Consider the following 24,204-nt stretch of genomic DNA (forward strand, 5'->3'; position numbering starts at 1 on the left):
GAAAGAAATCCTCGCCCCGTCCCGTAAGGCATCCACGTCATGCTTCAAGATCTGCAAGCCCAGTTCCTCGGTAGCACCATCGGCGGACTGGTCGCCGGAAGCATCTACGCCCTCATCGCCCTCGGCTACACAATGGTCTACGGCGTACTCCGGCTCATCAACTTCGCGCATTCCGAAATCTTCATGATCGGGACGGTCACGTCCCTGTTCGTCCTGATCACGATCGCGGGCGGTACCGCCCCGATCACGCTCGGCGTGTTCGGGATGATCGCCGTACTGCTGTTGATCATCATCGCTTCGGCCGCCGTGTCCGGCGGCGCGGCGGTGCTGCTGGAGCAAGTGGCGTACCGGCCGCTCCGCAAGAAGGGCGCCACCCGGCTGGCCGCCCTGATCTCCGCCATCGGCGCCTCGCTGTTCCTGCAGGAACTGTTCGGCCTCGAGATCATCGAATGGATCACGGACAAGTCCGGCCGCGTGCAACAGAACGCGCCGCGCTTCATCCCGCACGACCCGCTGTTCCACATCGGCAACGGTGTCGTGCGCACGGACCACGTGTTCGTCGTCGTCGGTGCCGTGATCATGATGGTCGTCCTCGACCAGCTGGTCAGCCGCACCCGCATCGGCCGCGGTATCCGTGCCACCGCACAGGATCCCGAAGCCGCCGTGCTGATGGGTGTCAGCATCGACAAGATCGTGCGTCTCACCTTCCTGCTCGGTGGCGCGATGGCCGGTGTCGCCGCGGCGCTGTACGTCATGGAGTACGAGAACACCGATTACCGCATCGGCTTCCTCCTCGGCATCAAGGCGTTCACCGCGGCCGTGCTCGGCGGTATCGGCAACCTGCGCGGTGCCCTACTCGGTGGCATCGTGCTCGGCCTGGTGGAGAACTGGAGTTCCATCTTCTTCGGTTCAGCTTGGAAGGACGTCACCGCCTTCGTGGTTTTGGTGCTGGTCCTGATGTTCCGACCCACCGGCATCCTCGGTGAATCGCTGCAGCGGGCACGCGCATGAAGGGCAACGAAGAAGTGTCTACAGAAAACGGAAAGCCCGCGCGCGCCGGGTTTCACCCCGTCGACGGCATGCGGGATTGGTGGGCACGCGCCCCGCATTGGCAACGTTATGGCGTGTACCTGGCCCTGATCATCGGCGCGCTGATCCTTCCCGCGCCCGCGATCGGTTCGTTCATGTCGCCGGAATCGGACTGGACCACGGTCCTGATCTTCCCGGTCGGGGTGTACATCCTGCTGGCGATCGGCCTGAACATCGTCGTCGGTCACGCGGGCATGCTCGACCTCGGTTTCGTCGCGTTCTTCGCGATCGGCGCCTACACGCTCGCCGTGATGGGCACCCAGCACGGCTGGGGATTCTGGGGCACGCTCGTGCTCGGCATCTTCCTGGCGGCGATGTCGGGGGTGATCCTCGGCGCTCCGACGCTCCGGCTTCGCGGCGACTATCTGGCCATCGTGACCCTCGGCTTCGGCGAGATCGTCCGGATCACCGCGACGAACACCGACGCCATCGGTGGCGCCCGCGGTATCACCAACATCCCGCACCCGGAGCCGATGTTCGGGACCGAGTTCCTGCTCGACCCGGCGCCGTACTACTACCTGATCCTCGCGGCGATCGTGATCGCGATCATCTTCTCGGTGCGGCTGCACAAGAGCCGCGTCGGACGGGCGTGGGCGGCCATCCGCGAGGACGAGGACGCCGCCGAGCTGATGGGCGTCCCGACGTTCAAGTTCAAGCTGCTGGCGTTCGCCATCGGCGCCATGCTCGGCGGTATGGCCGGTGTGGTCTACGCCAGCAAGGCCGTCTTCATCGAGCCGAACAACTTCCCGTTCATCCTGTCCGCGACCATCCTCGCGGCCGTGGTGCTCGGTGGTGCGGGCAACCTGCCCGGTGTCATGCTCGGCGCCTTCCTGGTGGCCTGGCTTCCGGAGCGGTTCCGGTTCCTGTCCGAGTACCGCATCCTGATCTTCGGTGGTGTGCTGGTGCTGATGATGGCGCTGCGGCCGGAGGGTCTGCTGCCTTCGCGGCAGCGCAAGGCGGAACTACATGAAGGAACGGGCGGGATGGGTGCCATGGGCGCCGAAGTCGCGGGTCCGGATTCCGAGGCTTCGGCGGAGGTGACGAAATGAGCGCACTGCTCGAGTTCGACAACGTGACGATGCGCTTCGGCGGTGTCACGGCCCTGAAGGAAGTCAACCTCACCATCAACCAGGGTGAGATCTTCGCCCTGATCGGCCCGAACGGCGCGGGAAAGACCACCGTGTTCAACGTGGTCACCGGCGTCTACCGGCCGACCGAAGGCCAGGTGCGTTTCGGCGACACCCGGGTCGACGGGACGAAGCGGTTCAAGATCAACCAGGCCGGGATCGCCCGCACCTTCCAGAACATCCGGCTGTTCCACAACATGTCGGCGCTCGAGAACGTGATGGTCGGTGCCGATTCGCACCACAAGACCGGCGCGATCTCGGCGACGCTCGGCCTGCCGAGGCACCGCAGCGAAGAGAAGCGGGGCCGCGAGCTGGCGAGGGAACTGCTGGACTTCGTCGGCATCGGCCGGGTCGAGCACAACACCGCGAAGAACCTTTCCTACGGCGACCAGCGCCGTCTGGAGATCGCGCGTGCGCTCGCGACCGGCCCGAAGCTGCTGCTGCTCGACGAGCCCGCCGCCGGAATGAACCCGGCGGAGAAGAACTCGCTGCAGCAACTGATCCGCAAGATCCGTGATGACGGCCGCACCGTGCTGCTCATCGAGCACGACATGGGCTTGGTCATGCAGATCGCCGACCGGCTGGCCGTGCTCGACTTCGGCCAGAAGATCGCAGAAGGGCTCCCCCACGAGGTGCAGAACAACCAGAAGGTGATCGAGGCTTACCTGGGGGTGGCGGAAGATGCTTCTTGAGGTTCAGGACATCAACGTCCACTACGGGAAGATCGCCGCGCTCAAGGGAATGACCATCGAGGTCGACGAGGGCGAGATCGTTTCGCTCATCGGGGCCAACGGCGCCGGCAAGACCACGACGCTGAAGACGATCTCGGGGCTGCGTCCGCTGACCAGCGGGCGAATCCTCTTCGACGGCAAGGACATCTCGAAGACCCCCGGTCACAAACGGGTCGAACTCGGGATCGGCCAGTCACCGGAAGGCCGGGGTGTGTTCCCCGGTATGACGGTGCAGGAGAACCTCCTGATGGGTGCCTACACCCGCAAGGACGACCTGAAGGCCGACCTCGACGAGGTCTACGAGCTGTTCCCGCGGCTCAACGAACGCAAGACCCAGTTCGGCGGCACGATGTCCGGTGGCGAGCAGCAGATGATCGCCATCGGCCGCGCGCTGATGACCAAACCCAAGGTGCTGCTCCTCGACGAGCCGTCCATGGGCCTGGCGCCGATGCTGATCGCACAGATCTTCGACATCATCCGCGAGATCAACAAGCGCGGGACCACGGTCCTGCTGGTGGAGCAGAACGCGCAGCAGGCGCTGAAGCTCTCCGACCGCGCGTACGTGCTGGAGACCGGTCACGTGGTCAAGAGCGCCCGCGGTGCCGAGCTGCTGGACGACCCGCAGGTGCGGGCCGCCTACCTCGGTGGTGACCTGGGCGTCTGACGCCTTCCGAAAGGGCCCCGTCGCTTTCGCGGCGGGGCCCTTTCTCATCCCAGCTTGATGTCGGTTCCGGTGACGTTCTTCATGTCGGTCAGTGTCGGGCCGCCGAAAGCCCGCAACACCACGGGTTTCGCCTCCTTCGGAAGGTCGAAGTAGAGGTCGAACTCGACCCGCACGCCGCGCCCGAGCTCGAACTTGTCCGGCTGCCGTTTGATCGTCATCGCCTGGTTGTCGACCGGGATCACCGCGCCGGAATCGGTCACCAGTTGCTGGCGCCGGGTGTCGAAGAGAATCCCGGACACGCCTTTCCCGGTGACCACCAGCCGGAGCCGGACGAACTGTCCCTTGGCGTCGAACTCGGCGTGGCTGCCGGCGAGGCTGGGGAGCCCGGCGGCGAGTCCGATCACCGCGAACTCGGTCTCCCCGTTGAGCGCCGGTGGCAAGTGCAGGGCGGTCTCGTCCGGGCGGACCTCGCGGGCGGGGAGGTCGTAGACGGGTTTGGCGGGCGGCTGTTCTTGCTCGGCGGAGCACCCGGCGAGCAGGAGGACGGCCGCCACGAGACTCCGAACGAATCCGATGCGCACCCCGCCGATTCTGCCTGTTCCGGAGCTACTCTGCGGCTGTGGAGTTACGACGTCTTCGATATCTGTGCGCCGTCGCCGAGGAAGGGCATCTCACCCGCGCCGCGGAGCGCCTCGGCATCCGGGCGTCGTCGCTCAGCCAGCAGATCATCGCCTTGGAACGGGAACTGGACGCGACCCTGTTCGTCCGCACCCAGGCTGGGATGACGCCCACCGCCGCCGCGCTGGCGTTGCTCCCCCACGCCCACCGGATGCTGGAGGAGGCCGACCTCGGCGCGCGGGCCGTCCGCGACACCGTGGACCGGCCGCTCCGCATCGGCGTGACACCGGGCGCGCCGCCGTCCGTGTTCCCCGCCCTGTACTCGGCCGGGGCGGAGATCGACGACGTCTCCGCCACACGGCAGCTCGAACTCCTCCGCCGCGGTGCGCTCGACGCCGGTCTGCTCGCCCTGCCGGAAGACGTGGACGGCCTGCGGGTCGTCGTCGTGAGCGAGAGGCCGTTGGGAGTACTCGTCTCCGACGCTCATCCACTGGCCCGGTTCGAGGACGTGGGTTGGGAGGACCTCGCTGGGCTGGACCTCCTTCTGTACGAACGAAAGCTGGCTCCGGGCTATCACGACACGCTCCTCGCGGACTGCGCCGACGCGGGCTGGCGGCCGGCTCACGTGCGCGCCGGGCCGCCTCGGCGGTCGTTGTTCGTCGCCGGGTTGCGGCACGGCGGTGACGTCGTCGCCTTGCGTCCCAGGGAGGAACCGGCCGAAGGTCTGCGCTGGCTGGCGTTGCGGGAGGCGCCTGTCGTCCGGCACGCGCTCGTCTGGGATCCGGCGCACGAGTCTTCGGGTCGGATCGCGGCATTGGTATGACAGCGCCCACATCGGTGCTACGCGCCGACCGTTGGACGTCGCCTCTCAGGTGATCCCGAACGGCCGTTCGGATCCGCCTCGTGGACAGCGTCCTCCGTCTCGCGGTTACCTCAGGGTGTCCGACAACGGAGGAGGAATGTCATGCGACAGTGGGGTTTCGTGTACTTGGCCGATGGTTGCGAGCCGGCACGCGACGTGTCCCGTGTGGACAGTGGGGAATGCCTGACGGTGCTGATCGGGGTCGGCCGCATGGACCAGGTCGTCGCCGCGGCCCGGCGACTGGTCGACGAAGGGGCGCAGTTGATCGAGCTGTGCGGCGCGTTCGGTCCGGTGTGGACGGCACGGGTGATCGACGCGGTGGGAAGCGAGGTCCCGGTCGGAAGCGTCATGTACGGCGCCGAGGCCACGAAGCAGCTTCACGACCTGTTCGAGCTTGGGACCTAGCAGTCCTCGAGGTGTGCGGCGTCGACGCAGGCGGCGGGCTCGGTCCGGCTGGTCACCTGGTACAGCAGGGTGTACAGCGTCTCGCGCTGATCCTTGTCGAGCGCTCCGAGCACCTCGTCCTCGACGGCGGCGAGGGCGAACTCGGCCTTGGCGAGTTGCTTGGCGCCGACGTCGGTGAGTTCGACGATGTGCCGCCGCCGGTCCTCCGGTGACCGCCTGCGTTCGATCAGGTTCGCGGACTCGAGGTCGTTCAACAGCCCGACGACGTTCGTGCTGTCCATCTCCAGCGTCTTCGCGAGGTCCTGCTGCGAGCAGCCGCCCAGGTCGCGCAACACGGTCAGCGCGACGAGATGCCGGGGCCGCAGACCGAGCGGCGTCAGGACGGACTCGCTGCGCAGCCGGATCCGGCGGGTGACGTGGTCGAGCAGCGCGCCACAGCGATGCGAGGGCTGGTTCACGACCGGGAGCTCGGGCACTCGTCAAGTGTACGTTCCTCCATGATGACCGCCACAGCATCAATGGTTTGCGTTACACAAACTATCTGTGCAAGATAATAGACATGACGAACCTGCTGCACATCGACTCGAGCATCACGGGCGAGCACTCGACCAGCCGCCGCCTCACCGCGCGGGCGGCGGCCGCGTGGCGCGCCGCGCATCCGGAGGGCACCGTCACCTACCGCGACCTGGGCACCGACCCGCTGCCACATCTGGGCGCGGCGGCCAACACCGCCAAGTTCGTGCCGCCGGAGCAGCACACCCCGGAGCAGGCCGCGGCGTGGCGGCTCATCACGGAACTGGTCGACGAGGTGAAGGCGGCCGACACGATCCTGCTGGGCCTGCCGCTGTACAACTTCGGCCCGCCGAGCACGGTCAAGGCCTGGGTCGACCACCTGATCGTGCCCGGGCTGACGCTCGACGCCGAGACCAGGGAAGGCCTGCTCGGCGACCGCGACTTCATCGTCGTGACCTCACGCGGCGGCGGATACGGCGAAGGCACCCCGCGCGAAGGCTGGGACCACGCCCAGTCGTGGATCCCGCATGGCGTCTCGCTGACCGGCCTCGAACCGCGGTTCGTCACCGCCGAGCTGACCATGGCGAAGACCAACCCGGCGATGGCGGACCTCATCCCGCTGGCCGAGGCCAGCCAAGCCGAGGCCGAACGCGTCATCGACGCGCTGTGGGCGCCCGTCGCAGCCTGACTCGTGGCCCGGCGTCGAACTCTTATGTCGTGAAGGGCCCCTTTGAGACGATGATCGTCTCAAAGGGGCCCTTCACGACATCCCCACGACCGGGGACCCTGGGTCCCTAGCCGTCCTTACCACTCACGAGAACTCAGCCGATGCCCGCGGCGAACACGTGCATCGCGGTGTTCGACGGCAAGGTCACCGCGACGACCTCCTTCCCAGCGGTCAGCGGGACGGAGTTCGCGAACACCCGGTACGGCGTGGTCGGATACGCCGCCCCGGCGCGGGTGTTCTTGCCCAGCACGGTCGCCACCGTGGTCGCGCCGTACTGGGCGGGATCGGCGCAGCACCAGTTGGGGAACCCGAGCTCGGCTTGACTGGTACTACCGTCGGCATAGCGGACGACGACAGTGCCCTTCGCCGTGCCCGTACCGGTTCCCGCCAGCACCAGCTTGGCGCCCGTCCCCCGCACCGCGACGGTCTGGCCGGACGCGAGGACGTTGTCCTTCTGCCCGGTACCGGTTCGCGGCCAGGTGAGCTGAGCACCGAGCGCGGAGAAGCCGGTACCGGGTTTGAGACCGGCTTCGGCGAGCCCTTCCGCACGGAAGCTGCTGCCGCCGCCGTCGATGTCCCCCACCGCGACGTGGGCCGCGTCGGTGACGCCGACATTGCCGTAGGCCGCGGCCAGCGAAGCGTGCGGCACGGTGACCGTCACCGAGTCGGTGACCCGGTTCTCCCCGAGCCGCGCCTGGTACGACGCCGACGCGGTGAGCTGGTAGTCGTCCGGTTCGATTCCCGCGTCCGGCGTCACCTTCACCGGGACCCGTGCGGTCTCGCCGGGCATCACCAGTCGCGGCCCGGCCGGCACCTCGGCGCGGAATCCGTTGGCGGGCAGGGAGAACTTGACGTTCCGGACCGGCAGGGGTGTGCCGTTGGTGAAGCTCAGCGTGCCCGTCGCGGTCTGCCCGGGACCGGCGACCGCCGGCACGGAGAGGGCGACCGAGCCGTTGCGGTCCTCGGGGAAGATCCCGCCGACCGCGCTCGTGCCGAACAGCCGGACGTCCTGGCGGTCACCGGCGCCGATCTTGCCGGTCTTGACCCGCGCGACCCCGCCGACGGCCGGATCGAACCACCAGCCCGACGCCGCCGCGTCCAGTTCGGCCTTGCTGCCGTACTGCCGCAGGATCGAGGTCCCGGCCAGTACGGTCGCGGGCTTGCTTCCCGTGTGGACGGTCAGCTGGTAGTTCCGCGACGCCGGTTTCCCGGCGTAGGAACCGGAACTGGCGCCGATCCCAACCGTCACCGTGCCCAGCCCCGACGTCGGCGCGTCGACGGTGAACGTCTGCTTCGCCTGGTCGCCGTTCTTGTAGGCGCGAGTCACGCCGTCGTCCTCGGTGAGCGTGAACGAGCCCTTGCCCTGCGGGTAGACGTCGAGATCGAGCACGCCCTTGTCCCTGGTCTGCCACGACTTCGTGCCCTCGGCCCACATCGGCACCACGGCCCCGGCGCGAACGAACAGCGGCAGCGTGTCGAGCGGCGCGTCGTAACCGTCCACAGTGGTCGGTCCGGTGTAGGTCTTGCCACTCCAGTAGTCGACCCAGGTTCCCTTCGGCAGATAGATGCCGTTGCGCACGGTCGAGTTCTCGTACACCGGGGCGACCAGGAAGTCCCTGCCGGACAGGAACTCGTACTTCGCCTTCTCGCCCCAGACGTTCGGGTCGTCCGGGTATTCGAGCGCCAGCGGGCGGACCTGGCCGACGCCGGTCTTGTGCGCCTCCACCGAATGGCTGTAGGTGTAGGGCAGCAGCCGCTCCTTGAGCAGCAGGTACTTGCGGTTGATCGAGGTGTACGGCTCGCCGTAGCGCCACGGCTGCTTGTCCGACGCGGCCCAGCCGTCCATCGTCATCGAGACCGGCAGGAACGCCTTCCACTGCAGGTCGCGAACATAGGTCTGCGGGCTGCCGCCGAAGATGCCGTCGATGTCGCCGGTGTTGTACGCGATCCCCGACGTCGTGGCGCCGGCGTAGGTCGGGATCTGCCACTTGATGTAGTCGTAGGAACCGGCCTGGTCTCCGCTCCAGAGCACGCCGCAGCGCTGCGCGCCCGCCCAGCTGACCGGCGTCCAGACGAAACCGCGCGCGTCGCTGTTGTCCTCGATGCCCTTGTGCGCGGTGTCGCAGGCGTCCAGCGCGAACTGGTATCCCGGGCCGACCCACGCGACGTCGAGTTTGCGCACCCGGACCCCGGCCTTGACCTCTTCGACCTGGTTCGGCACGCCGTTCTCGGTCCACAGCCCGAGTTGCATGTTGTTCTTGCGCAGACCTTCGCCCGTCTTCTGGAGGTTTTCGTACCCGCAGCCGTAGCCGTCGTTGACGAGCATCCAGCCGTTGGGCATCCCGTGCTCGGTGTATCCCTCCGCGACCTTCACCGCGTCGAGGGTGTGGCGCTCGCCGCGGTTGGCGTTGTGCAGGTAGCAGTCGGCGTCGCCGTGTTCGAGACCGTAGAGCGGTGGCAGGAAAGGCTTCCCGACGAGATCGGTGTAGCCGGTGATGACGTCCTTGAGCCCGTCGCCGACGACATACGTCGCGTCGAAACGGCGCTCGTCGTGCGTGGTGCGCACCGGCTCGGTGAAGGCGTAGGTGCCTTGTGCGAAGGTGTTGCGCAGCACGCCGTATCCCGCCGTGGAGGCGTAGAACGGCTGCGAATTCGGGGCCCCGCCGTCGTTCCAGTTGTAGTCGGCGAAGATCCGGATCGTCTGGTCGCGGTGGCTGAACCGGCCGTTCTGCTCACCGCCGCCGACGAACTGCTCGGCCGCGGTTCGTGCCAGGGTCTGCGTGGTCTGCTTGCCGGTCCAGGACAGCGGCGCCGACTCCTCCCAGAGCCGCTTGCGGTCCGCGCCGTCGTACAACGCGAGCCGCAACGGGTGTTTGTACGCCCGCAGCGTGGCCTTCGCCGTGGAAACCGCCCAGTAGTCCCCCTTGTCGGTCCTCTTCGGCGTCACCGGGTCGCCGGTGCGCGGCAGCACGATCTTGCTCCCGGCCGGATCGCTGAACGTGCCGTCCGGCGCCAGCCAGACCCGGACGGCGCCTTCTGCCGGGAAGCTGACGCGCACCGCGGCGCTTCCCGAATTCAGGGTGACCGTGGCGCCGTCGCCGGAGATCCCGGTCAGGTCACCCAGTTTGCCGGACGACGCCGCGGCCGGATCGGCGTGGGCGGCGACCGGGGAAAGCCCGAGTAAGGCCACTGCGGCCAAACAACTCAGGGATTGCGCAACTCTGCTCATTCGAGACACCTTTCGCGCATGAATACGCAAGATGGTCTCTGTATAGCGCACGGTTCGCGCAAAGTCATCCGCCGAAGCGGTGCTGCCGACTTTCGTCGGGTCGTACGAAGATCCTTATGGGGCAACGGGTACCTAGGTACATGAAGGCCCCCTTCCTGTACCTAGGCGCAAGGAAGGGGGCCTTCATGTACTTGGACGGGAAGAGTCAGACGGCTTGGACCTCGACGCCTGCGGCCTCGAACGCCGCGAGCACCTTTGGGTCGGCGTTCGAATCGGTGACCAGCGCGTGCACCTGCGGGGTGGCGCAGATCCGCGCGAACGCCCGACGGCCCAGCTTCGAACCGTCGGCGACCGCGACGACGCGTTCGGCCCGCTCGACCATCAGCCGGTTGATACTCGCCTCGCCCTCGTGGTGCGCGAAGGCGCCGGCGTCCGCGTCGAACGCGTCGACGCCGAGGAAAAGCAGGTCGATCGTCAGTTCGCTGAGGACGCGGGTGGCCAGCGGACCACTGAGCTCGAACGACTGCGGACGCGCGACCCCGCCGGTGACCACGATCTTCACATGTGGCCGCACCGCCAGTTCGTGCGCGATGTTCAGCGCGTTGGTGACCACCGTCAGCCCGGGTGAATCACGCAGGCTCGCGAGATCGGAGCGCGTGGCCAGCGACCGCGCGACCCCGGCCGTGGTCGTCCCGCCGTTGAGGCCGACCACCATGCCCTGTGCCACGAGCGCCGCCGCGGCGACGCTGATCCGCTGCTTCTCGGGCACGTGCCGCGCGGTCTTGTAGCGCAACGGCAAATCGTAGGCGAGGTCGTTGGCCACCGCACCACCCCGGGTGCGGGTGAGCAACTGCTGCTCCGCCAGATGATCGAGGTCGCGCCGGATCGTGGCCGCGGAGACGTTCAACTCCTCGGCCACGTCCTCGACGTCGATCTTTTCCCGCTGCCCCAGCAGGTCCAGCAGGGTGCTCAGCCGTTCGTGCCGGGCCATCGGCGCCACTCCTAGCTCGCTGCGGCCTATCGCGCATGACGTTGCGCTGTTGGCCACTGTTTCGAGCAGTATGCTGCATCGCGGTTGTCCGCCGCGAGCGGCACGCCGGTCGAGTGGCCCGGCCGCTCACTTCATCCGGAAGTCAAGGTGTTCCGGCAGCGGTTCGTTCGAAACCGCCGCCCAAGTGTCCGATAAAGACGTTTCCCCTTCCCTGATGTTCGCGACTTCGAAACCGGTGTCGTACACGGCCTTGGCCCCGGCGACGTCGCCTTGGGCGAGCAGGGTGCGGGCGGTCAGCAAGGCGATCCGCCCTTCCCGGGGAAGCCCCTCCAGCAGTGCGCTCGCCTCTTCCGGGAGGCCCGCCGCGAGTTGCGCCGCGATCGCCTCGACGACCAGTGGCCGCACCGACGGCGCGAGAGTGACCGCTCGCCGGTACAGCCAGGCGGCCTCGTGCCCGGCCGTGGCGACCGCGAGATTCCGCAGTGCCCAAGGGTTCTCGTCCATCGAGACCGATTCACGCCAGGCGCGGACCGCGTCCGAATGCCGTCCGGCCGCCCACTGCGCGACACCGCGGTGATACCAGGTCAGCCAGTTCTTCGGGGCGTACTCCATGAGATCCGCCCAGTACCGGTTCACCAGCGTCGGCGGGGGCACGGCGAGCGGGTCCCCGTCCGGCGGCGTCCCGTCGAGCAGCGCGAGCCACGGCTGTTGGTCAGGCCCGAGCGATTCGTCCGGGAACGGCGTGCCGGGCAGGCACATCGGCGCGCGCCGGTTCTCCAGCGCACCCCAGCCGGAACCGGTGGCCAGGAAGGATTCCGGGGTGACGTCGGCGATCTTCCGCCAGTCGCCGTGGTACTCGTCCATGACTTCCGCCGACGGCAGACCGGCGGCGACGGCCTCACACGCCGTCGCCCAGTCTTCCCCGTGCGCCGCCGCGGGATCCGCGGCGACCGGGCCATAGGCCTCCAGCCAGTCCCAGCTCTCCCCCGGCGGCAAACGCAGATGCTCCAGCTGGGTGCGGGCCAGGCCTGCTTGGATCTCCAGGTAGCCGCCGGCATCTGGGGCAAGCCACTCCTGCCAGCGGCGCCCACCGGTGGATTCGCCCCACAGGAACAGTTTCCGGCCGCGCAACCGGCCGGTGGACAGCTGGGCCAGCCCCGCCCCGTCCGCCTCGACGGCCGCGACCCACGGCCTTCCGGTCACCTCGAAGAAGTAGTCCGCCGCGGCTTCGGCGCGGGCCGGATAGGTCAGCTCGCCGGGGACGTCGACCAGATCGAGCCGTCCCGAATAGCCGTAGTGCCAAGCCTGTGTCGCGGGCGCGAGCACGCGGGTGCCTTCGTTCCGCGGCACCGCGATGTTCGACCACCAGTACACCGGGACGTCGTAGGGATGCGGGTTCCGCACCCGCACGGCGACGAGCAGCTGATCCGACTCCTCCGGCAGCCAGAAGTCGATCTGGTACGGCAGGTCGCGGGTGCGTTCCCACTCCCACAACCGCAGCACCGGCGTGCCGTCCGGGCCCTCGATCTCGGCGGCGAACATCGGCTCGCAGGTCAACGTCGTATGCCCGGTGCTCCCGAGGTTCCACTCGACGCCGCCGGCGAACCACGCGTCCCGCAGGGCGAGGTTCGCGGGCTGGAACACCGGATTGCGATAGAGCAGTTCGCGTCCGGACGGCTTGTGCACCAGCGAGTACAGCCGCCCGCCCAGCGACGGCAGCACCGTGGCGCGCAGCTTGTCGTTCTCCAGCACCAACGCCGGGAGCTCGCGTTCCGTGCGCTCCCGGGTGTAGCCGTCCTGCAGCAGGCACGGCAAAGGTGTGTCCAGACGGCCGTAGCCGATGTTCTCCGCCAGGTCCGGTGGCAGCTCGTCCACATTGGACACTTTGGCCACCGCTTCGGGTTTCCGGAGCGGCGGCAACGGGTTCTCCGGCCCCAGCTCGGCGGCCGGGAGCAGCAGACCGGTGCGGTACAGGCGTGTCATGCGTCCGGGAGCCTGTCACCGGTCGCGGCGTCGAACAGGTGCACCGCACCCGGTTGCGGGGTCAGGGAGATCGGCTCACCACGCTGCCACGGGGACATCCCCGGAGTGCGAACGGTCAGCACGCGATCGCCGTCCCGGCAGTAGAGGTACTGGTCGCTGCCCAGTTCCTCGACGACCTCGACGACGGCTTCGAAACCGCCGTCGCCGATCGTCCAGCCCTCGGGCCGGACGCCGACGACGATGCCGGGGCCGGTCAGCGCCGACCGCTGCGCCGCGGTCAGCGGCAGCCGCGTGCCACCGGCGACGGCACCGCCACTGTCCACAGTGGTCTCCAGCAGGTTCATCGCCGGCGAGCCGATGAACCCGGCGACGAAGACGTTGACCGGCTTCGCGAACAGCCCGACGGGCGTGTCGCACTGCTGCAGGATCCCGTCCTTCAGCACGGCGACCCGGTCCCCCATGGTCATCGCCTCGACCTGGTCGTGCGTGACGTAGAGCGTCGTGATGCCCAGCCGCCGTTGCAGGGAGGCGATCTGCGTCCGCGTCTGCACCCGGAGCTTGGCGTCCAGATTGGACAGTGGTTCGTCCATCAGGAACACACTCGGCTCGCGCACGATCGCTCGCCCCATCGCGACGCGCTGCCGCTGGCCGCCGGACAGCTTCGCCGGTTTGCGGTCGAGGTACTCGGTCAGGTCGAGCACGGCCGCGGCCTCGCGCACCTTGCGTTCGCGTTCGGCCTTCGCCATTTTCGCCAGCTTCAGGTGGAAGCCGATGTTCTCCCCCACCGTCATATGCGGGTAGAGCGCGTAGTTCTGGAACACCATCGCGATGTCCCGTTCCTTCGGCGGCAGTTCGGTGACGTCGCGATCGCCGATGTGGATGGAGCCGTCGTCGACGCCTTCCAGCCCGGCGAGCATCCGCAGCGTGGTCGACTTCCCGCAGCCGGACGGGCCGACCAGCACCAGGAACTCGCCGTCGGCGACCTCGAGGTCGAGGCCGTCGACCGCGGGACGTTCCACGCCGGCGTAGAACCGGGTGGTGTCGGAGAAGGTCACGGTGGCCATCAGGTCCTACTTTCCGGCGCCGAGGGTCATGCCGGTGATGATCCGGCGGGCGAGTACGAGGTAGAGCACGAGCATCGGGAGCACGACGATCGCCACACCGGCGATCAGGCCGCCGTACTCCGACTGGTAGCTCGCGGCCCCGTAGAAGGTGAACAGCGCGCGGGACAGTGTGAAATGCGCCTGGTCCTTGAGGAACACGATCGCCAGCAGCGTCTCGTTCCACAGGCCGATGGCGTTCAGCGTCAACGCGGTGATCATGCCGCCGCGGGTCAGCGGCAGCATCACCGAGAAGAACGTGCGCGTCGGCGAGGCGCCGTCGAGGGCGGCCGCCTCCTCCAGTTCGTCCGGCAGCGACCGGAAGAAACCGGTCATCAGGAACACCGTGAACGGGATGGACAGGGCCACGTACAGCACGAACAGGCCGTACTCGTTGTCCATGTGCACTTTGCTGAGCACCACGAACAGCGGGATGATCACGGTCTGGAACGGCACGCCCATCCCGATCGCGACGACGTTCGTCATCGGCCCGGCGCCGCGGACGCCGAGCCTCGTCAGTGCGTACGCGCAGGGCGCCGAGACGACGACGGTCACGACCGTCGCCAGCCCGACCAGGACCACGGTGGTCAGCACCGCGTCGCCGAAACCGGCGTTGTTCCAGGCGTAGATGAAGTTCCGGAACGGCTTGCCGTTCTTGAACCATTGGTACGGCAGGTCGAACGGCTTGGTGAAGATCTCCACCGGTGTCTTGAACGACGCCGTGAGCAGCCAGTACAGCACCAGGATGTTGCCCGCGGTGAACAGCCACACGATCGTGGTGCCCAGTACCCGCAACGGGCTGAACCGTTTGGAGCCGGGCGCCGGGCGCGGTTTGCGTGGCGGCTTGCGCACCGGTTTCGCCGGTCGCCGCGCGGGCGCCTCGACGTCGGTGACGGACATGGGATCTCCCTCAGAACTGGATCGCGTCACGGCGCATCAGACGGCGGAGCAGGACGACGAGCACGGACACCAGCGCGATCATCGCCACCGCGCAGGCACAGGCGGCACCGAAGTCCGGCGTGCCGTTCGAGCCGAACGTCCGGTCGAACACGTAGATCCCCAGCGTCCACGCCTCGTTGGGCGGGGCGTAGGTGCCGGGACCGGCCAGCACGAACACCAGCTCGAAGATCTTGAGCGCGTTGATCGTCCACAGCACCCCGGCGACGCCGACGACGTCCCAGGTCATCGGCAGCGTGATGTTCCTGAACTTCTGCCACGGCGACGCGCCGCCAAGCTCGGCGTCCTCGTAGAGGTACGGCGGGATGCGGTCGACCGCGGCCATCAGGATGGTGATGTAGAAGCCCGAACTGGCCCAGATCAGCGAAGCCGTCACCACACCGGTCACATTGGACGGTGCGAGGAACTTCGCCGCGTCCGCGCCGAGGCTTTCCAGCACGTAGTTCGCCAGCCCCTGTTTCCCCGGCTGGTACTTGAACACGAAGCCGAGGAACATGCCGAGCGCCACCGGCGCCACGATGTTCGGAAAGAACAGGATGGCGCGGACGATCTTGCCGCCCTTCATGTCCCTCAGCACCATGGTGAACAGGAAGGCCAGCGCGAACGTGCCGATCCCGCCGAGGAACACGTAGATCAGCGTGTTGCGGAAGGCGTACTGGAACGAGTCGCTCGCCCACATCTGCGTGTAGTTGGTGACGCCGTTGGGTTCGGGGGTGTCACCCGCACCCGCCCAGCTGGTGAAGCTCAGCACCACGGTCGCGAGCGTCGGCAGGACCAGGAAGGCCAGGTACAGCACCAGCGCCGGCGCGGCGAACGGCCAGAACAGCCGTTTCTTGCGGCGCAGATGAGCCCCGGCCTTCACGGCCCGCGCCGGCGGTGTTGTCGGCGTTGTCGGCGTCGTGACCGTCGCCATCAGCCCTGGTTCTTCCAGAACTCGGCGCTCTTGACGGCGAGCTGGTCCACGAACTGCTGCGGCGTGAGCTGGCCCTTCAGCAGCGCGATGTCTGCGGGGTCGAAGACGTCGGTCTGCCATTTGCCGCCGGCGACGCCGTCGATCCCGTCGTACTGCAGGACGTGTTCCTTCTTCGGGTCGTCCAGCGCGGCCTTGACCTGCTTGAGGTCGTCCGGCACGGCGAGGTCGGCACGCGGCACGAGGTTGTCGGCCACGATCGGGATCCCGGCGAGCAGGTCCTTGTTGAGGAAGTAGGCGATGAACGCCTTGGCCGCCTCGGCGTGCTTGGCCTTCTTGGTCACCGAGAAACCGATCGACATCTGTTCGACGGTGTCGTGCGTGGCGCCTTCGGGCATCGGGAACTGGAAGGAGCTGTAGTTGATCTTCGTCCCGGCGCCCTGCTTGTCCAGGTACTCACGGGTCTCACTCGGCGCCCAGCTGCCGACGTAGAGGAACCGGGAGTCGCCGTCGGCCCAGCGCTGCTGCACCTGCGGGAACTTCGCCGCGTCCCAGCCGTCGATGAAGTACTTGGGCAGCTTCGCGGTTTCGGTGGCGGCCTTGAGGAAACCGGGCTCGGTCTTCCACGCCTGGCCGGTCTTGTCGGTCGCCGCCTTGTACAGCCCGCCCGCGCCGACGAACCGCTCGGCGAGCTGGGTGTAGTAGTACATGTTGTAGAACGGGATGTCGCCGTCGAGGCTGATGGCGGCCTTGCCGTCGGCCTTCGCCTTGTCGAACAGGGCGATCAGCTCGTCCATCGTCTTGGGCTGCTGGATGTCGCCGGCGGTGTCCTTGTTGAACCACCATGCGCTCGACTGGATCGTGTACGGGACCATGAAGTTGTGGCCCTCGCGGTCCTTGTTCTGCGGGAAGTCGTACGAGCTCGGCGAAAGCACGTCCTTGACGGTCTTGTCGCCCTCGCCGACCTTCATCGCGAACACGTCGTCGACGCTCTGCGTGCCGCCCGGCGTCATGACCGCCGCGCCGACCTTGCTGACGTCCTGGTCGAACAGATCCGGCACCGCGTCGGTGTTCAGCGCGGGCACCAGGTTCTGGGTGTAGGCCTTGCGGCCCAGCCACTGCACGTCGACCTTGACGCCGGTCTTCTCCTGGAAGCATTTGAAGGCCTTCTGGAGGACCTTGCCCTGGGGCTCGTCGGCCGTCCACATGGACCAGTACGTGAATTCCTTGTCCGTCGCGGGTTTCACTCCCGCTTCCGGACAGGGCGCGTTGAGGAACTGGTCGACGCCGGGGAGCGCGTTCTCGCCGGTGCCACCGGCCACGTCCCCGCCGCCGCATCCCGCGAGCAGGAGCGCCGCCCCTGCCGTCAATGCCGTCAGCCTGCCTACCCGCATCCGCCACCACCTGGATCGAAGATCACACAAGTTCTGCTTGTTGTTGCGCAGTTTTGTGAGGTTTCACGCACATGTCAACACTCAATCGCGCAAAGTCTGCTCAATCGTCACCTTGACCGGTTCAACATGATCAAGCGTGAGCACTCCCAGCAGCCGCCGCACCTCGACGGCCACCGCCGCCCTTCCCGCACCGAGGTACTTCCGCGGGTCGACGCGCTCCGGATGCGCGCGCCAGTCTTCCGCGGCCGCGGCGGTGAACACCTTGTTGAGCTGGGTGGCGATGTTGATCTTCGTCATCCCGGCCCGCACGGCTTCGGCCAGCCCCTGGTCCGGCACGCCCGACGAACCGTGCAGCACCAACGGCACCGGCACCCGCTCCCGCAGCCTTGCGATCAGTTCGAAGTCCAAGGCGGCGTCACGGGTGAGCATGGCGTGCGAACTGCCCACCGCCACCGCGAGGGCGTCGATGCCGGTGGCCGCGACGAACTGCGCCGCCTCGTCCGGATCGGTGCGCGCGCCGGGCGCGTGGACGCCGTCCTTGCCCCCGACTTCGCCGAGTTCGGCCTCGACCCAGACCCCGTGGTCGTGGCAGTACGCGGCGACTTCCCTGGTCACGCGCACGTTGTCGGTGTAGTCCAGTTTGGACGCGTCGAACATGACGGAGCCGAAGCCGAGCGAGACCGCCTCACGGACGAGATCGGCCGATTCGGCGTGGTCGAGATGCACCGCGACCGGAGCGACGGCGCCTCTCGCCGCGGCCAGCGCCGCCGTGCCCACCGGCGCCAGTGAACCGTGGTACTTCACGGCGTTCTGGCTCAGTTGCAGGATCACCGGCGCTTCCGCCGCGGCCGCGCCGTCGACGATCGCGGTGATGTGTTCGAGCTGGATCGCGTTGAACGCGCCGCAGCCGTGCCTGGCCGCCGCGGCGGCACCGACGATCTCCCCGGTTCCCACCAGAGGCATGATGTCTCCTAATCCGGGCGGGCGCGCACGGCGACCAGCCCCTGTTCGGCTTCGTAGTGCGCGAGGTCGACGTCCCCGGCCAGCGGGCCCAGCACGGCCGCCCCGGACAACGCGACGGCGCGGCGCAGGATGTCCGGCCACGGTTCGGCGCGGCTCAGCCCCAGCGCCAGCGCCGCGACGACGGCGTCACCGGCGCCGGTGGTATTGCCACTGAGCACAGTGGACGGTGCCGCGTGCCAGGTGCCGGATCCGGTCACCGCCAGCAGCCCCTCCGGGCCCAGCGAGACGACGACGGCGCCCGCCCCGGCCTTGCGTAGTTCGGTCGCGGCGGCCACCGGATCCCGCAGGCCGGTGACCTCGCGCAGTTCGTCGGCGTTCGGTTTGACCACGGACGGCCGCCCGGCCAGCCCGGCGAGCAGCGCCTCGCCGGAAGTGTCCAAGATGGACGGTGTCCGGCCGAGGAATCCGGCGTATCCGCCGGCGCCCGGCGGCAGGCTGCCCGAGCAGACGAGCACGTCCGGTTTCCGGGCTCGGACGGCCGCCGCAAACGCTTGCCACTCGTCTTCGGTGAGCCGCGGCCCCGGCTCGTTCAGCAACGTGACCGAGCCGTCGTCCGCCAGAACCGTGGTGGTGCGCCGGGTCTCCCCGCCGATCGGGACCGCGGCGGCCGGGATGCCCGCCGCCGCGAGGTCGCCGACGACGGCGGTTCCCGTCGCGCCGCCTGCCGTGAAGATCGCGCGGACGTCGGCACCGAGCGTGTGCAGCACGCGGGCGACGTTGACGCCCTTGCCGCCCGCCCGGTGCCGCACGTTCCTGACCCGGTGCACTCCGCCAGGGCACAGACCGTCCACTGTGTACGTGACGTCCAGCGCGGTGTTCGGCGTGACGGTGACGATCACGACGGCCTCATTGTCTGTAGGTGAACCCGCGACCGCGATCGACGTCGGCAGGACGCTGCCTGGTCTTTCCTGTCACGGATGCGGATAGGGCGCCCCGCCACCGCGATAGCGGGGCCTTCGACCGGGGCGGGTTCACACGTCCGGTCACTTTTCCGAGTACCTCACAGCTCCGCCAACGGGCTTTCAGGTCAGGACGACGGAACGGGTGAGACTGCGGGGCTTGTCCGGGTCGAGTCCCTTGCGGGCGGCGATGGCCCCGGCGACACGCTGCGCGCGGACGAGGTCGGCGAGCGGATCCAGGCCGCTCTCGACGAAGAGGCCGCCCGCGCGGGCGACGTCGTCGGCCAGCCCTTCCGGCGCCTGCCCGAACATCCACGTCACGCGGCCGGGTTCGCTGATGCTGATCGGCCCGTGCCGGTAGTCCCACGCCGGATACGACTCCGTCCACAGCAGACACGCCTCGCGGAACTTGAGCGCGGCTTCGTTCGCGATGCCCACCGACCAGCCGGTGCCGAGGAAGCTGAACTGCTCCGCGGCGACCAGTTCGTCGGGCAGCGGTTCGGCGAGCACGCGTTCGGCCTGGTCGGCGACCGTGGCGAGGTCCTCACCGAGGTGCGCGCGCAGCATCGCCAGCGCCGTCGTCGCGAACCGGGTCTGCACGACCGAACGTTCGTCCACGACGGACAGGTCGACGATCGTGTCCGCGGCGGCGTCGATCTCGCGGGGTACGCCGGTGATCGCGATGGTCGGCGTCCTGCCCCGCAGTTTCGCCAGCAGGGCGTGGACCTCGGTCGTCGTACCCGACCGGGTCAGCGCCACGACGTGGTCGTAACCACGGCCCTCCGGGAACTCGGAAGCAGCGAAGGCGTCGGTCTCGCCGAGCCCCGCGGACTCGCGAAGGACGGCGTACGCCTGGCCGATGAACCACGACGTGCCGCAGCCGACGATCGCGACCCGCGCGCCCGGCGGCGGCAGCAGATCACTGTTCGCCGAGGCCAGCGCCGCCGCTTCCCGCCAGCAGCCGGGCTGGCTCGCGATCTCCGCCGCCATGAAGGTCCCGCTCATGAACTCCCCATCCGTGCCAGTTGTGCGCAATAGCTGTCACGTTAGGTGCAGTTTTGTGCAACGTCAATGCTCTGTTAGCGCACTTTCACGCATTTGACTCGCGCAGATGTGCAGGATGGGCCGGTCGCCTACCGTGGACGGATGCGACCTCCGCCCGGTCCGACCTCCTCCACTCGTGACAGGCGTCACATGCGAAGCTGTCACAACCTCTCCGGTCCCCTCGTCATGTGTGCAGGAACCGACGGAGAGGAAAGATCATGGAACCGCGCGTCAACCTGTTCGAGAACGAGGTCATCCTCAAGTACGCCAAGCGTCTCGGCGCCGCGAACCGGCCGATCGAAGAGTCCTCGTTGCCGCACGCGACCCAGGAACTGGTGAAGCTGCGCGCCAGCCAGATCAACGGCTGCGGCTTCTGCACCGACATGCACAGCAAGGACGCCGCGCACGCCGGCGAGACCTCGGTCCGGCTCAACCTGGTCGCCGCCTGGCGGGAGGCGAACGTGTTCACCGAGCCTGAGCGCGCGGCGCTGGCGCTCACCGAGGAGGGCACCCGCATCGCCGACGCGCACCACGGCGTCAGCGACGAGACCTGGGCGCAGGTGCGCAAGCACTACGACGAGGAGCAGATCGGCGCCCTCATCGCGCTGATCGCCACGATCAACGCGTACAACCGGCTCAACGTCATCGCCAGGACGCCGGCGGGCGACTACCAGCCCGGCATGTTCGACTGATCCTCGCGTCCAGCGACAACAGGATCGCTTCTCCGGGCAACGATCGAGCTGCCACGGGCTGATAAACCTGCGGAAACACGCGATCCGGAGGTTCAGCCCGTGCAACTCGACGTCCGTTTCTTCCCGGTGACCGGGACTCATCCGCTCAGCACCGACCTAGTCGGGCTCCGCGCGAACTTCCATTACGGCTCCGGGAACGTGCTGGAGCAGCACTACGCGGACCGGACGACGATGATCTGGACGGGTGTGTCCGGCGACTTCGCCGGTGTACGGCAGAAAGAGGCGACGCTGCGTGTCTTCGAGACCGGACCGGCGCAGTACTTCGTCACCTGGTACGAAACCGGGACAGTCGCGACGGCCGCGCACGGTGAGATTTTCGACGGCGGTTACCCCATCGCGGTGATGGCCGACTTCGGCCGTCTGATCGCGACGGCGGCGTATACGAATCCGCGCGAGGACGGCGGGCAGTATTTCCTGGTCGACCAGGCGACCATCGAGATTCTGGAGCGGCCGCACGGGTGGCCGTCCTTTCCCGCGACAAAGTCCTCCGCCGAAAGTTAACCCGGCGCGCTCGCCGGGTACCAGCTGAACATGAATCGATCAACGGTCGAGAATCCGTCCCGATCGAAGAGCTCTACCCTCGAAGGTAAGGCAAACGTGGCGTGTCCTGAAGGGTCCCTTTGAGACGTTGACGGTCTCAAAGGGACCCTTCAGGACATCGGGATTCGACGCGGGGCCACCGGTTCACGAGATGTCCATTCTCCCGTGTACCCCGAATCGCGCCACCGGCGTGACCATTCGCGAGAACTCTGAACGCGTCGATTCCGGTCAATCCTCGCGGACTCGGCACCTCCGTCGTCACCCAGCGCTGACGGGCAAGCGATACGCGCACAGAGACAAAGGGCGCGGGGCAGGCCGCTCCCATACTGGCCGTCCAGCGGAGATGAGGAGCAGCGAATGAGCCGAGACGACACGTCGCTCGCGAAGAACGTCTTGGGCGTGCCGGGCATCGTCTTCCTCGTGCTCGCCGCGGTCGCGCCCCTGACCGGGATGATCGTGATCGCGGCCATCGGCATCGCGCTCGGGAACGGCGGCGGGATGGTCGCGGCCTTCCTGCTGGCCACGGTCGTCCTGTTGCTGTTCGCGGTCGGCTACGCGCAGATGTCGCGGGTGCTCACCAGCGCGGGCGGCTTCTACGCCTTCGTGGTCAAGGGGCTCGGCAGGACGCCGGGGCTCGTCGCCGGTTTCGTCGCGATGCTGGGCTACAACTGTTTCGTCGCGGGCGCGATCGGCACGAGCGGGTTCTTCACCTCCACGGCGATCGACGACGTCTTCGGGCTGCACCTCGATTGGCTCTTCTGGAGTGCGGTTTCGGTGGTGCTGGTCCTTCTGCTCAGCCGCCGGGGAATCGCGGTGAGCGCGAAGGTGCTGGGAGTCTCGCTGATCCTCGAGGTGTCGATCCTGCTGGTCATGGACTTCAGCGTGCTGTTCCGGCACGGCTTCTCGTTCGCCGCCTTCAGCCCCTCCGTGCTGTTCCAGGGTGCCGGCGGACTGGCGTTGTTGTTCGCCGCCAACGCTTTCATCGGTTTCGAGGCGACGGCGCTGTTCGGTGAGGAGGCCAAGGATCCCAAGCGGACGATCCCGCGGGCGACCTACATCGCCATCGGGTTCATCGGGGTGTTCGCCGCGTTCACGACCTGGGCCGTGGTCAGCGCGATCGGCGCCGAACAGGCGCAGGACGTGGCCGTCGCGCACCTTTCGAGCGGGGATCTCGTGCTCTCGGTCGCCCAGGAGTATCTCGGCGGCCCGCTGACCAAGGTGATGTTGCTGCTTCTGGTGGTCAGCCTGTTCGCGGCGTTGCTGGCGCTGCACAATTCGGCGACCCGGTATCTGTACGCGCTGGGCCGGGTCGGCGTGCTGCCACGCTTGCTGGGCAGGACCAGTCCGCGCAACGGAGCACCGCGCTACGCCTCGATCGTCCAACTGGTCTTCGGCTCGGTGGTGGCACTGGCGTTCCGCCTCGCCGGGCTCGATCCGGTCGCCGACCTCACCGCGAGCATGACCGGCTTCGGCACGTTGGGCATTCTCACCCTGCAACTGTTCGCGGCGGTCGCGATCCTGGTCCATTTCCGCCGGACGCGGGATCGCCGGGTGGTGAAGACGCTGATCGCCCCCGGGCTGGGCGCGGTGGGGCTCGGGATCATCGTGACGCTGGCGATCCTCAACTTCCCGACGCTCGCCGGGTCGAGCAACGGCGTCGTCCCGCACTTGCCGTGGCTGCTCCTGGTGGTCGCGCTGGCCGGGCTGGCGCTCGCCGGCTGGCTGCGCAAGTTCCGGCCCTCGGTGTACGCGGCGCTGGAGACCGATCTGGAACGCGACGCCGCGCCGAAGCCGTCAGAGGCTGTTGGTCAGTGAGAGGTTGAACGAGTAGCGCGAGGCGCGGTAGACGTGCCAGCCGTATTCCACGACCTTGCCGGAGTCGTCGTAGGTGGTGCGCCGCATGGTGAGCAGCGCCGCGCCCGGCTCCTCGTCGAGCAGTTCGGCGTCCTCCTCGGTCGCCTGCCGGGCGCCGACGTTCTGCTGCGCGGCGTGCAATCGGACACCCGCCGAGCGCAGTAACTGGTAGAGCCCCTTGTCCCGCAGTTCGTCATCGGCCGGGTCGATGAGACCGTCCGGCAGGTAGTTGTTCATGATCGCCAGCGGTTCGCCGCCGGTCGAGCGCACCCGCTTCAGCCGCCGGACGTGGGTCAGGCCCGGTGTCTCGAGGTGCTCGATCGCCTCGTCGTCCGCGGGCTCGACCCGGTTGACGAGGACGACGGACTCCGGCCTGTCCCCGAGTTCGCTGAGGTCGTCGAAGAGGCTGCTCAACCGCAGCGGGCGGGCGACCTTGGTGCGGACGACCTGGGTGCCGACACCGCGTTTGCGGACGAGCAGCCCCTGGTTGACCAGCGACTGGATCGCCTGGCGGATGGTCGGCCGCGACAGGTGCAGCCGCGCGGCCAGGTCCAGCTCGTTGTCCAGCCGGGCGCCGTTCGGCAGCCTGCCGTCTTCGATCGCGGCGCCGAGCTGCCTGGCGACCTGCGAGTACAGCGGCTCCGGGCCGTTCGGATCCACCACGATCTCACCGGGTGCCCAGGGTTTCATGCGCGGAGCCTACCGCGACGAGCCACTATGACCTTATGTCCATATGTCTTGACAAAGTCTCTGAGCGCTTGCGAAGGTCGAAGCACCACGCGAGCCTGGAGG

The 24,204-nt window shown here is 68.0% G+C and carries 23 protein-coding genes; 10 read left to right on the top strand and 13 right to left on the bottom strand.

The features are described from left to right. Window positions 1–39: 39 nt before the first annotated feature. The 4 genes from ACLJO0_RS37745 to ACLJO0_RS37760 are packed head-to-tail and all read left to right on the top strand — an operon-like array spanning window position 40 to window position 3,611. Window positions 40–1,011, top strand: a complete 972-nt coding sequence (locus tag ACLJO0_RS37745) for a branched-chain amino acid ABC transporter permease (protein WP_125795321.1) — start codon at window positions 40–42, stop codon at window positions 1,009–1,011. Beyond that, window positions 1,008–2,138: a branched-chain amino acid ABC transporter permease gene (locus ACLJO0_RS37750; protein WP_410584192.1), complete on the top strand. Its 1,131-nt coding sequence runs from the start codon at window positions 1,008–1,010 to the stop codon at window positions 2,136–2,138. Before ACLJO0_RS37745 ends, ACLJO0_RS37750 begins: the two co-directional genes overlap by 4 nt. Then, the gene (locus ACLJO0_RS37755) at window positions 2,135–2,908 is read left to right on the top strand and encodes an ABC transporter ATP-binding protein (protein WP_410584194.1); all 774 of its coding nucleotides are present in this window, start codon (window positions 2,135–2,137) and stop codon (window positions 2,906–2,908) included. Before ACLJO0_RS37750 ends, ACLJO0_RS37755 begins: the two co-directional genes overlap by 4 nt. After that, window positions 2,898–3,611 carry an ABC transporter ATP-binding protein gene (locus ACLJO0_RS37760; protein WP_410584196.1) on the top strand — a complete coding sequence of 238 codons (714 nt, stop codon included), beginning with the start codon at window positions 2,898–2,900 and terminating at the stop codon, window positions 3,609–3,611. The genes ACLJO0_RS37755 and ACLJO0_RS37760 overlap by 11 nt, the downstream gene beginning before the upstream one ends. 44 nt (window positions 3,612–3,655) lie before the next feature. Here ACLJO0_RS37760 and ACLJO0_RS37765 read toward each other — a convergent pair whose 3' ends face one another. Further along, entirely contained in the window at window positions 3,656–4,186 is a 531-nt protein-coding gene (locus tag ACLJO0_RS37765; protein WP_410584518.1) for a hypothetical protein, read from the bottom strand. 44 nt (window positions 4,187–4,230) lie between these two features. Between ACLJO0_RS37765 and ACLJO0_RS37770 the strand changes: the two genes are divergently transcribed. Further along, window positions 4,231–5,052: a LysR family transcriptional regulator gene (locus ACLJO0_RS37770; RefSeq protein WP_410584198.1), complete on the top strand. Its 822-nt coding sequence runs from the start codon at window positions 4,231–4,233 to the stop codon at window positions 5,050–5,052. 141 nt (window positions 5,053–5,193) lie between these two features. Continuing rightward, a complete protein-coding gene (locus tag ACLJO0_RS37775; protein WP_410584200.1) occupies window positions 5,194–5,496 on the top strand; it encodes a DUF6506 family protein in 303 nt (100 codons plus the stop codon). Here the strand turns inward: ACLJO0_RS37775 and ACLJO0_RS37780 are convergent. Then, entirely contained in the window at window positions 5,493–5,972 is a 480-nt protein-coding gene (locus ACLJO0_RS37780; protein WP_410584202.1) for a MarR family winged helix-turn-helix transcriptional regulator, read from the bottom strand. The genes ACLJO0_RS37775 and ACLJO0_RS37780 overlap by 4 nt on opposite strands. Before the next feature lie 83 nt (window positions 5,973–6,055). On the opposite strand from ACLJO0_RS37780, the gene ACLJO0_RS37785 reads away from it, so the two are divergent. Next, the gene (locus ACLJO0_RS37785; RefSeq protein ID WP_410584204.1) at window positions 6,056–6,697 is read left to right on the top strand and encodes an FMN-dependent NADH-azoreductase; all 642 of its coding nucleotides are present in this window, start codon (window positions 6,056–6,058) and stop codon (window positions 6,695–6,697) included. Between the two features lie 133 nt (window positions 6,698–6,830). Here ACLJO0_RS37785 and ACLJO0_RS37790 read toward each other — a convergent pair whose 3' ends face one another. From ACLJO0_RS37790 to ACLJO0_RS37835, 10 genes are all read right to left on the bottom strand, one after another. Continuing rightward, window positions 6,831–9,965, bottom strand: a complete 3,135-nt coding sequence (locus tag ACLJO0_RS37790; protein ID WP_410584206.1) for a TIM-barrel domain-containing protein — start codon at window positions 9,963–9,965, stop codon at window positions 6,831–6,833. Window positions 9,966–10,170: 205 nt separating this feature from the next. Further along, window positions 10,171–10,956: a DeoR/GlpR family DNA-binding transcription regulator gene (locus ACLJO0_RS37795; protein ID WP_125795312.1), complete on the bottom strand. Its 786-nt coding sequence runs from the start codon at window positions 10,954–10,956 to the stop codon at window positions 10,171–10,173. 126 nt (window positions 10,957–11,082) lie between these two features. After that, window positions 11,083–12,939, bottom strand: a complete 1,857-nt coding sequence (locus ACLJO0_RS37800; RefSeq protein WP_410584208.1) for a DUF5107 domain-containing protein — start codon at window positions 12,937–12,939, stop codon at window positions 11,083–11,085. Continuing rightward, window positions 12,936–14,003 (bottom strand): ABC transporter ATP-binding protein, encoded by a 1,068-nt coding sequence (locus ACLJO0_RS37805; protein WP_410584210.1) that lies wholly within the window; start codon window positions 14,001–14,003, stop codon window positions 12,936–12,938. Before ACLJO0_RS37805 ends, ACLJO0_RS37800 begins: the two co-directional genes overlap by 4 nt. Window positions 14,004–14,009: 6 nt before the next feature. After that, window positions 14,010–14,939, bottom strand: a complete 930-nt coding sequence (locus ACLJO0_RS37810; protein WP_410584212.1) for a carbohydrate ABC transporter permease — start codon at window positions 14,937–14,939, stop codon at window positions 14,010–14,012. A gap of 10 nt (window positions 14,940–14,949) precedes the next feature. Continuing rightward, window positions 14,950–15,909, bottom strand: a complete 960-nt coding sequence (locus ACLJO0_RS37815; RefSeq protein ID WP_410584214.1) for a carbohydrate ABC transporter permease — start codon at window positions 15,907–15,909, stop codon at window positions 14,950–14,952. Then, on the bottom strand, window positions 15,909–17,300 hold the full coding sequence (locus ACLJO0_RS37820) for an ABC transporter substrate-binding protein (protein ID WP_410584217.1): 1,392 nt from the start codon (window positions 17,298–17,300) through the stop codon (window positions 15,909–15,911). Before ACLJO0_RS37820 ends, ACLJO0_RS37815 begins: the two co-directional genes overlap by 1 nt. 81 nt (window positions 17,301–17,381) lie before the next feature. Continuing rightward, window positions 17,382–18,263, bottom strand: coding sequence for a class II fructose-bisphosphate aldolase (locus ACLJO0_RS37825; RefSeq protein ID WP_410584219.1), 882 nt, complete (start codon window positions 18,261–18,263; stop codon window positions 17,382–17,384). Window positions 18,264–18,271: 8 nt separating this feature from the next. Continuing rightward, the gene (locus ACLJO0_RS37830; RefSeq protein ID WP_410584221.1) at window positions 18,272–19,162 is read right to left on the bottom strand and encodes a 1-phosphofructokinase family hexose kinase; all 891 of its coding nucleotides are present in this window, start codon (window positions 19,160–19,162) and stop codon (window positions 18,272–18,274) included. Window positions 19,163–19,345: 183 nt separating this feature from the next. Beyond that, complete coding sequence (locus ACLJO0_RS37835; protein ID WP_410584223.1) at window positions 19,346–20,227, bottom strand: SIS domain-containing protein; 882 nt, start codon at window positions 20,225–20,227, stop codon at window positions 19,346–19,348. A 257-nt stretch (window positions 20,228–20,484) separates the two neighbouring features. Between ACLJO0_RS37835 and ACLJO0_RS37840 the strand changes: the two genes are divergently transcribed. The 3 genes from ACLJO0_RS37840 to ACLJO0_RS37850 all read left to right on the top strand — a co-directional run bounded on the left by ACLJO0_RS37840 (window position 20,485) and on the right by ACLJO0_RS37850 (window position 23,373). Then, complete coding sequence (locus ACLJO0_RS37840) at window positions 20,485–20,958, top strand: carboxymuconolactone decarboxylase family protein (RefSeq protein WP_125795303.1); 474 nt, start codon at window positions 20,485–20,487, stop codon at window positions 20,956–20,958. Between the two features lie 99 nt (window positions 20,959–21,057). Next, window positions 21,058–21,519, top strand: coding sequence for a MoaF C-terminal domain-containing protein (locus ACLJO0_RS37845; protein ID WP_410584226.1), 462 nt, complete (start codon window positions 21,058–21,060; stop codon window positions 21,517–21,519). A gap of 396 nt (window positions 21,520–21,915) precedes the next feature. Next, window positions 21,916–23,373, top strand: coding sequence for an APC family permease (locus ACLJO0_RS37850; RefSeq protein ID WP_410584228.1), 1,458 nt, complete (start codon window positions 21,916–21,918; stop codon window positions 23,371–23,373). Here ACLJO0_RS37850 and ACLJO0_RS37855 read toward each other — a convergent pair. Next, complete coding sequence (locus tag ACLJO0_RS37855; protein ID WP_125795292.1) at window positions 23,353–24,102, bottom strand: GntR family transcriptional regulator; 750 nt, start codon at window positions 24,100–24,102, stop codon at window positions 23,353–23,355. The genes ACLJO0_RS37850 and ACLJO0_RS37855 overlap by 21 nt on opposite strands. Between the last annotated feature and the right edge of the window lie 102 nt (window positions 24,103–24,204).

It is taken from the genome of Amycolatopsis sp. lyj-108 (assembly GCF_046549005.1).
Classification (GTDB): domain Bacteria; phylum Actinomycetota; class Actinomycetes; order Mycobacteriales; family Pseudonocardiaceae; genus Amycolatopsis.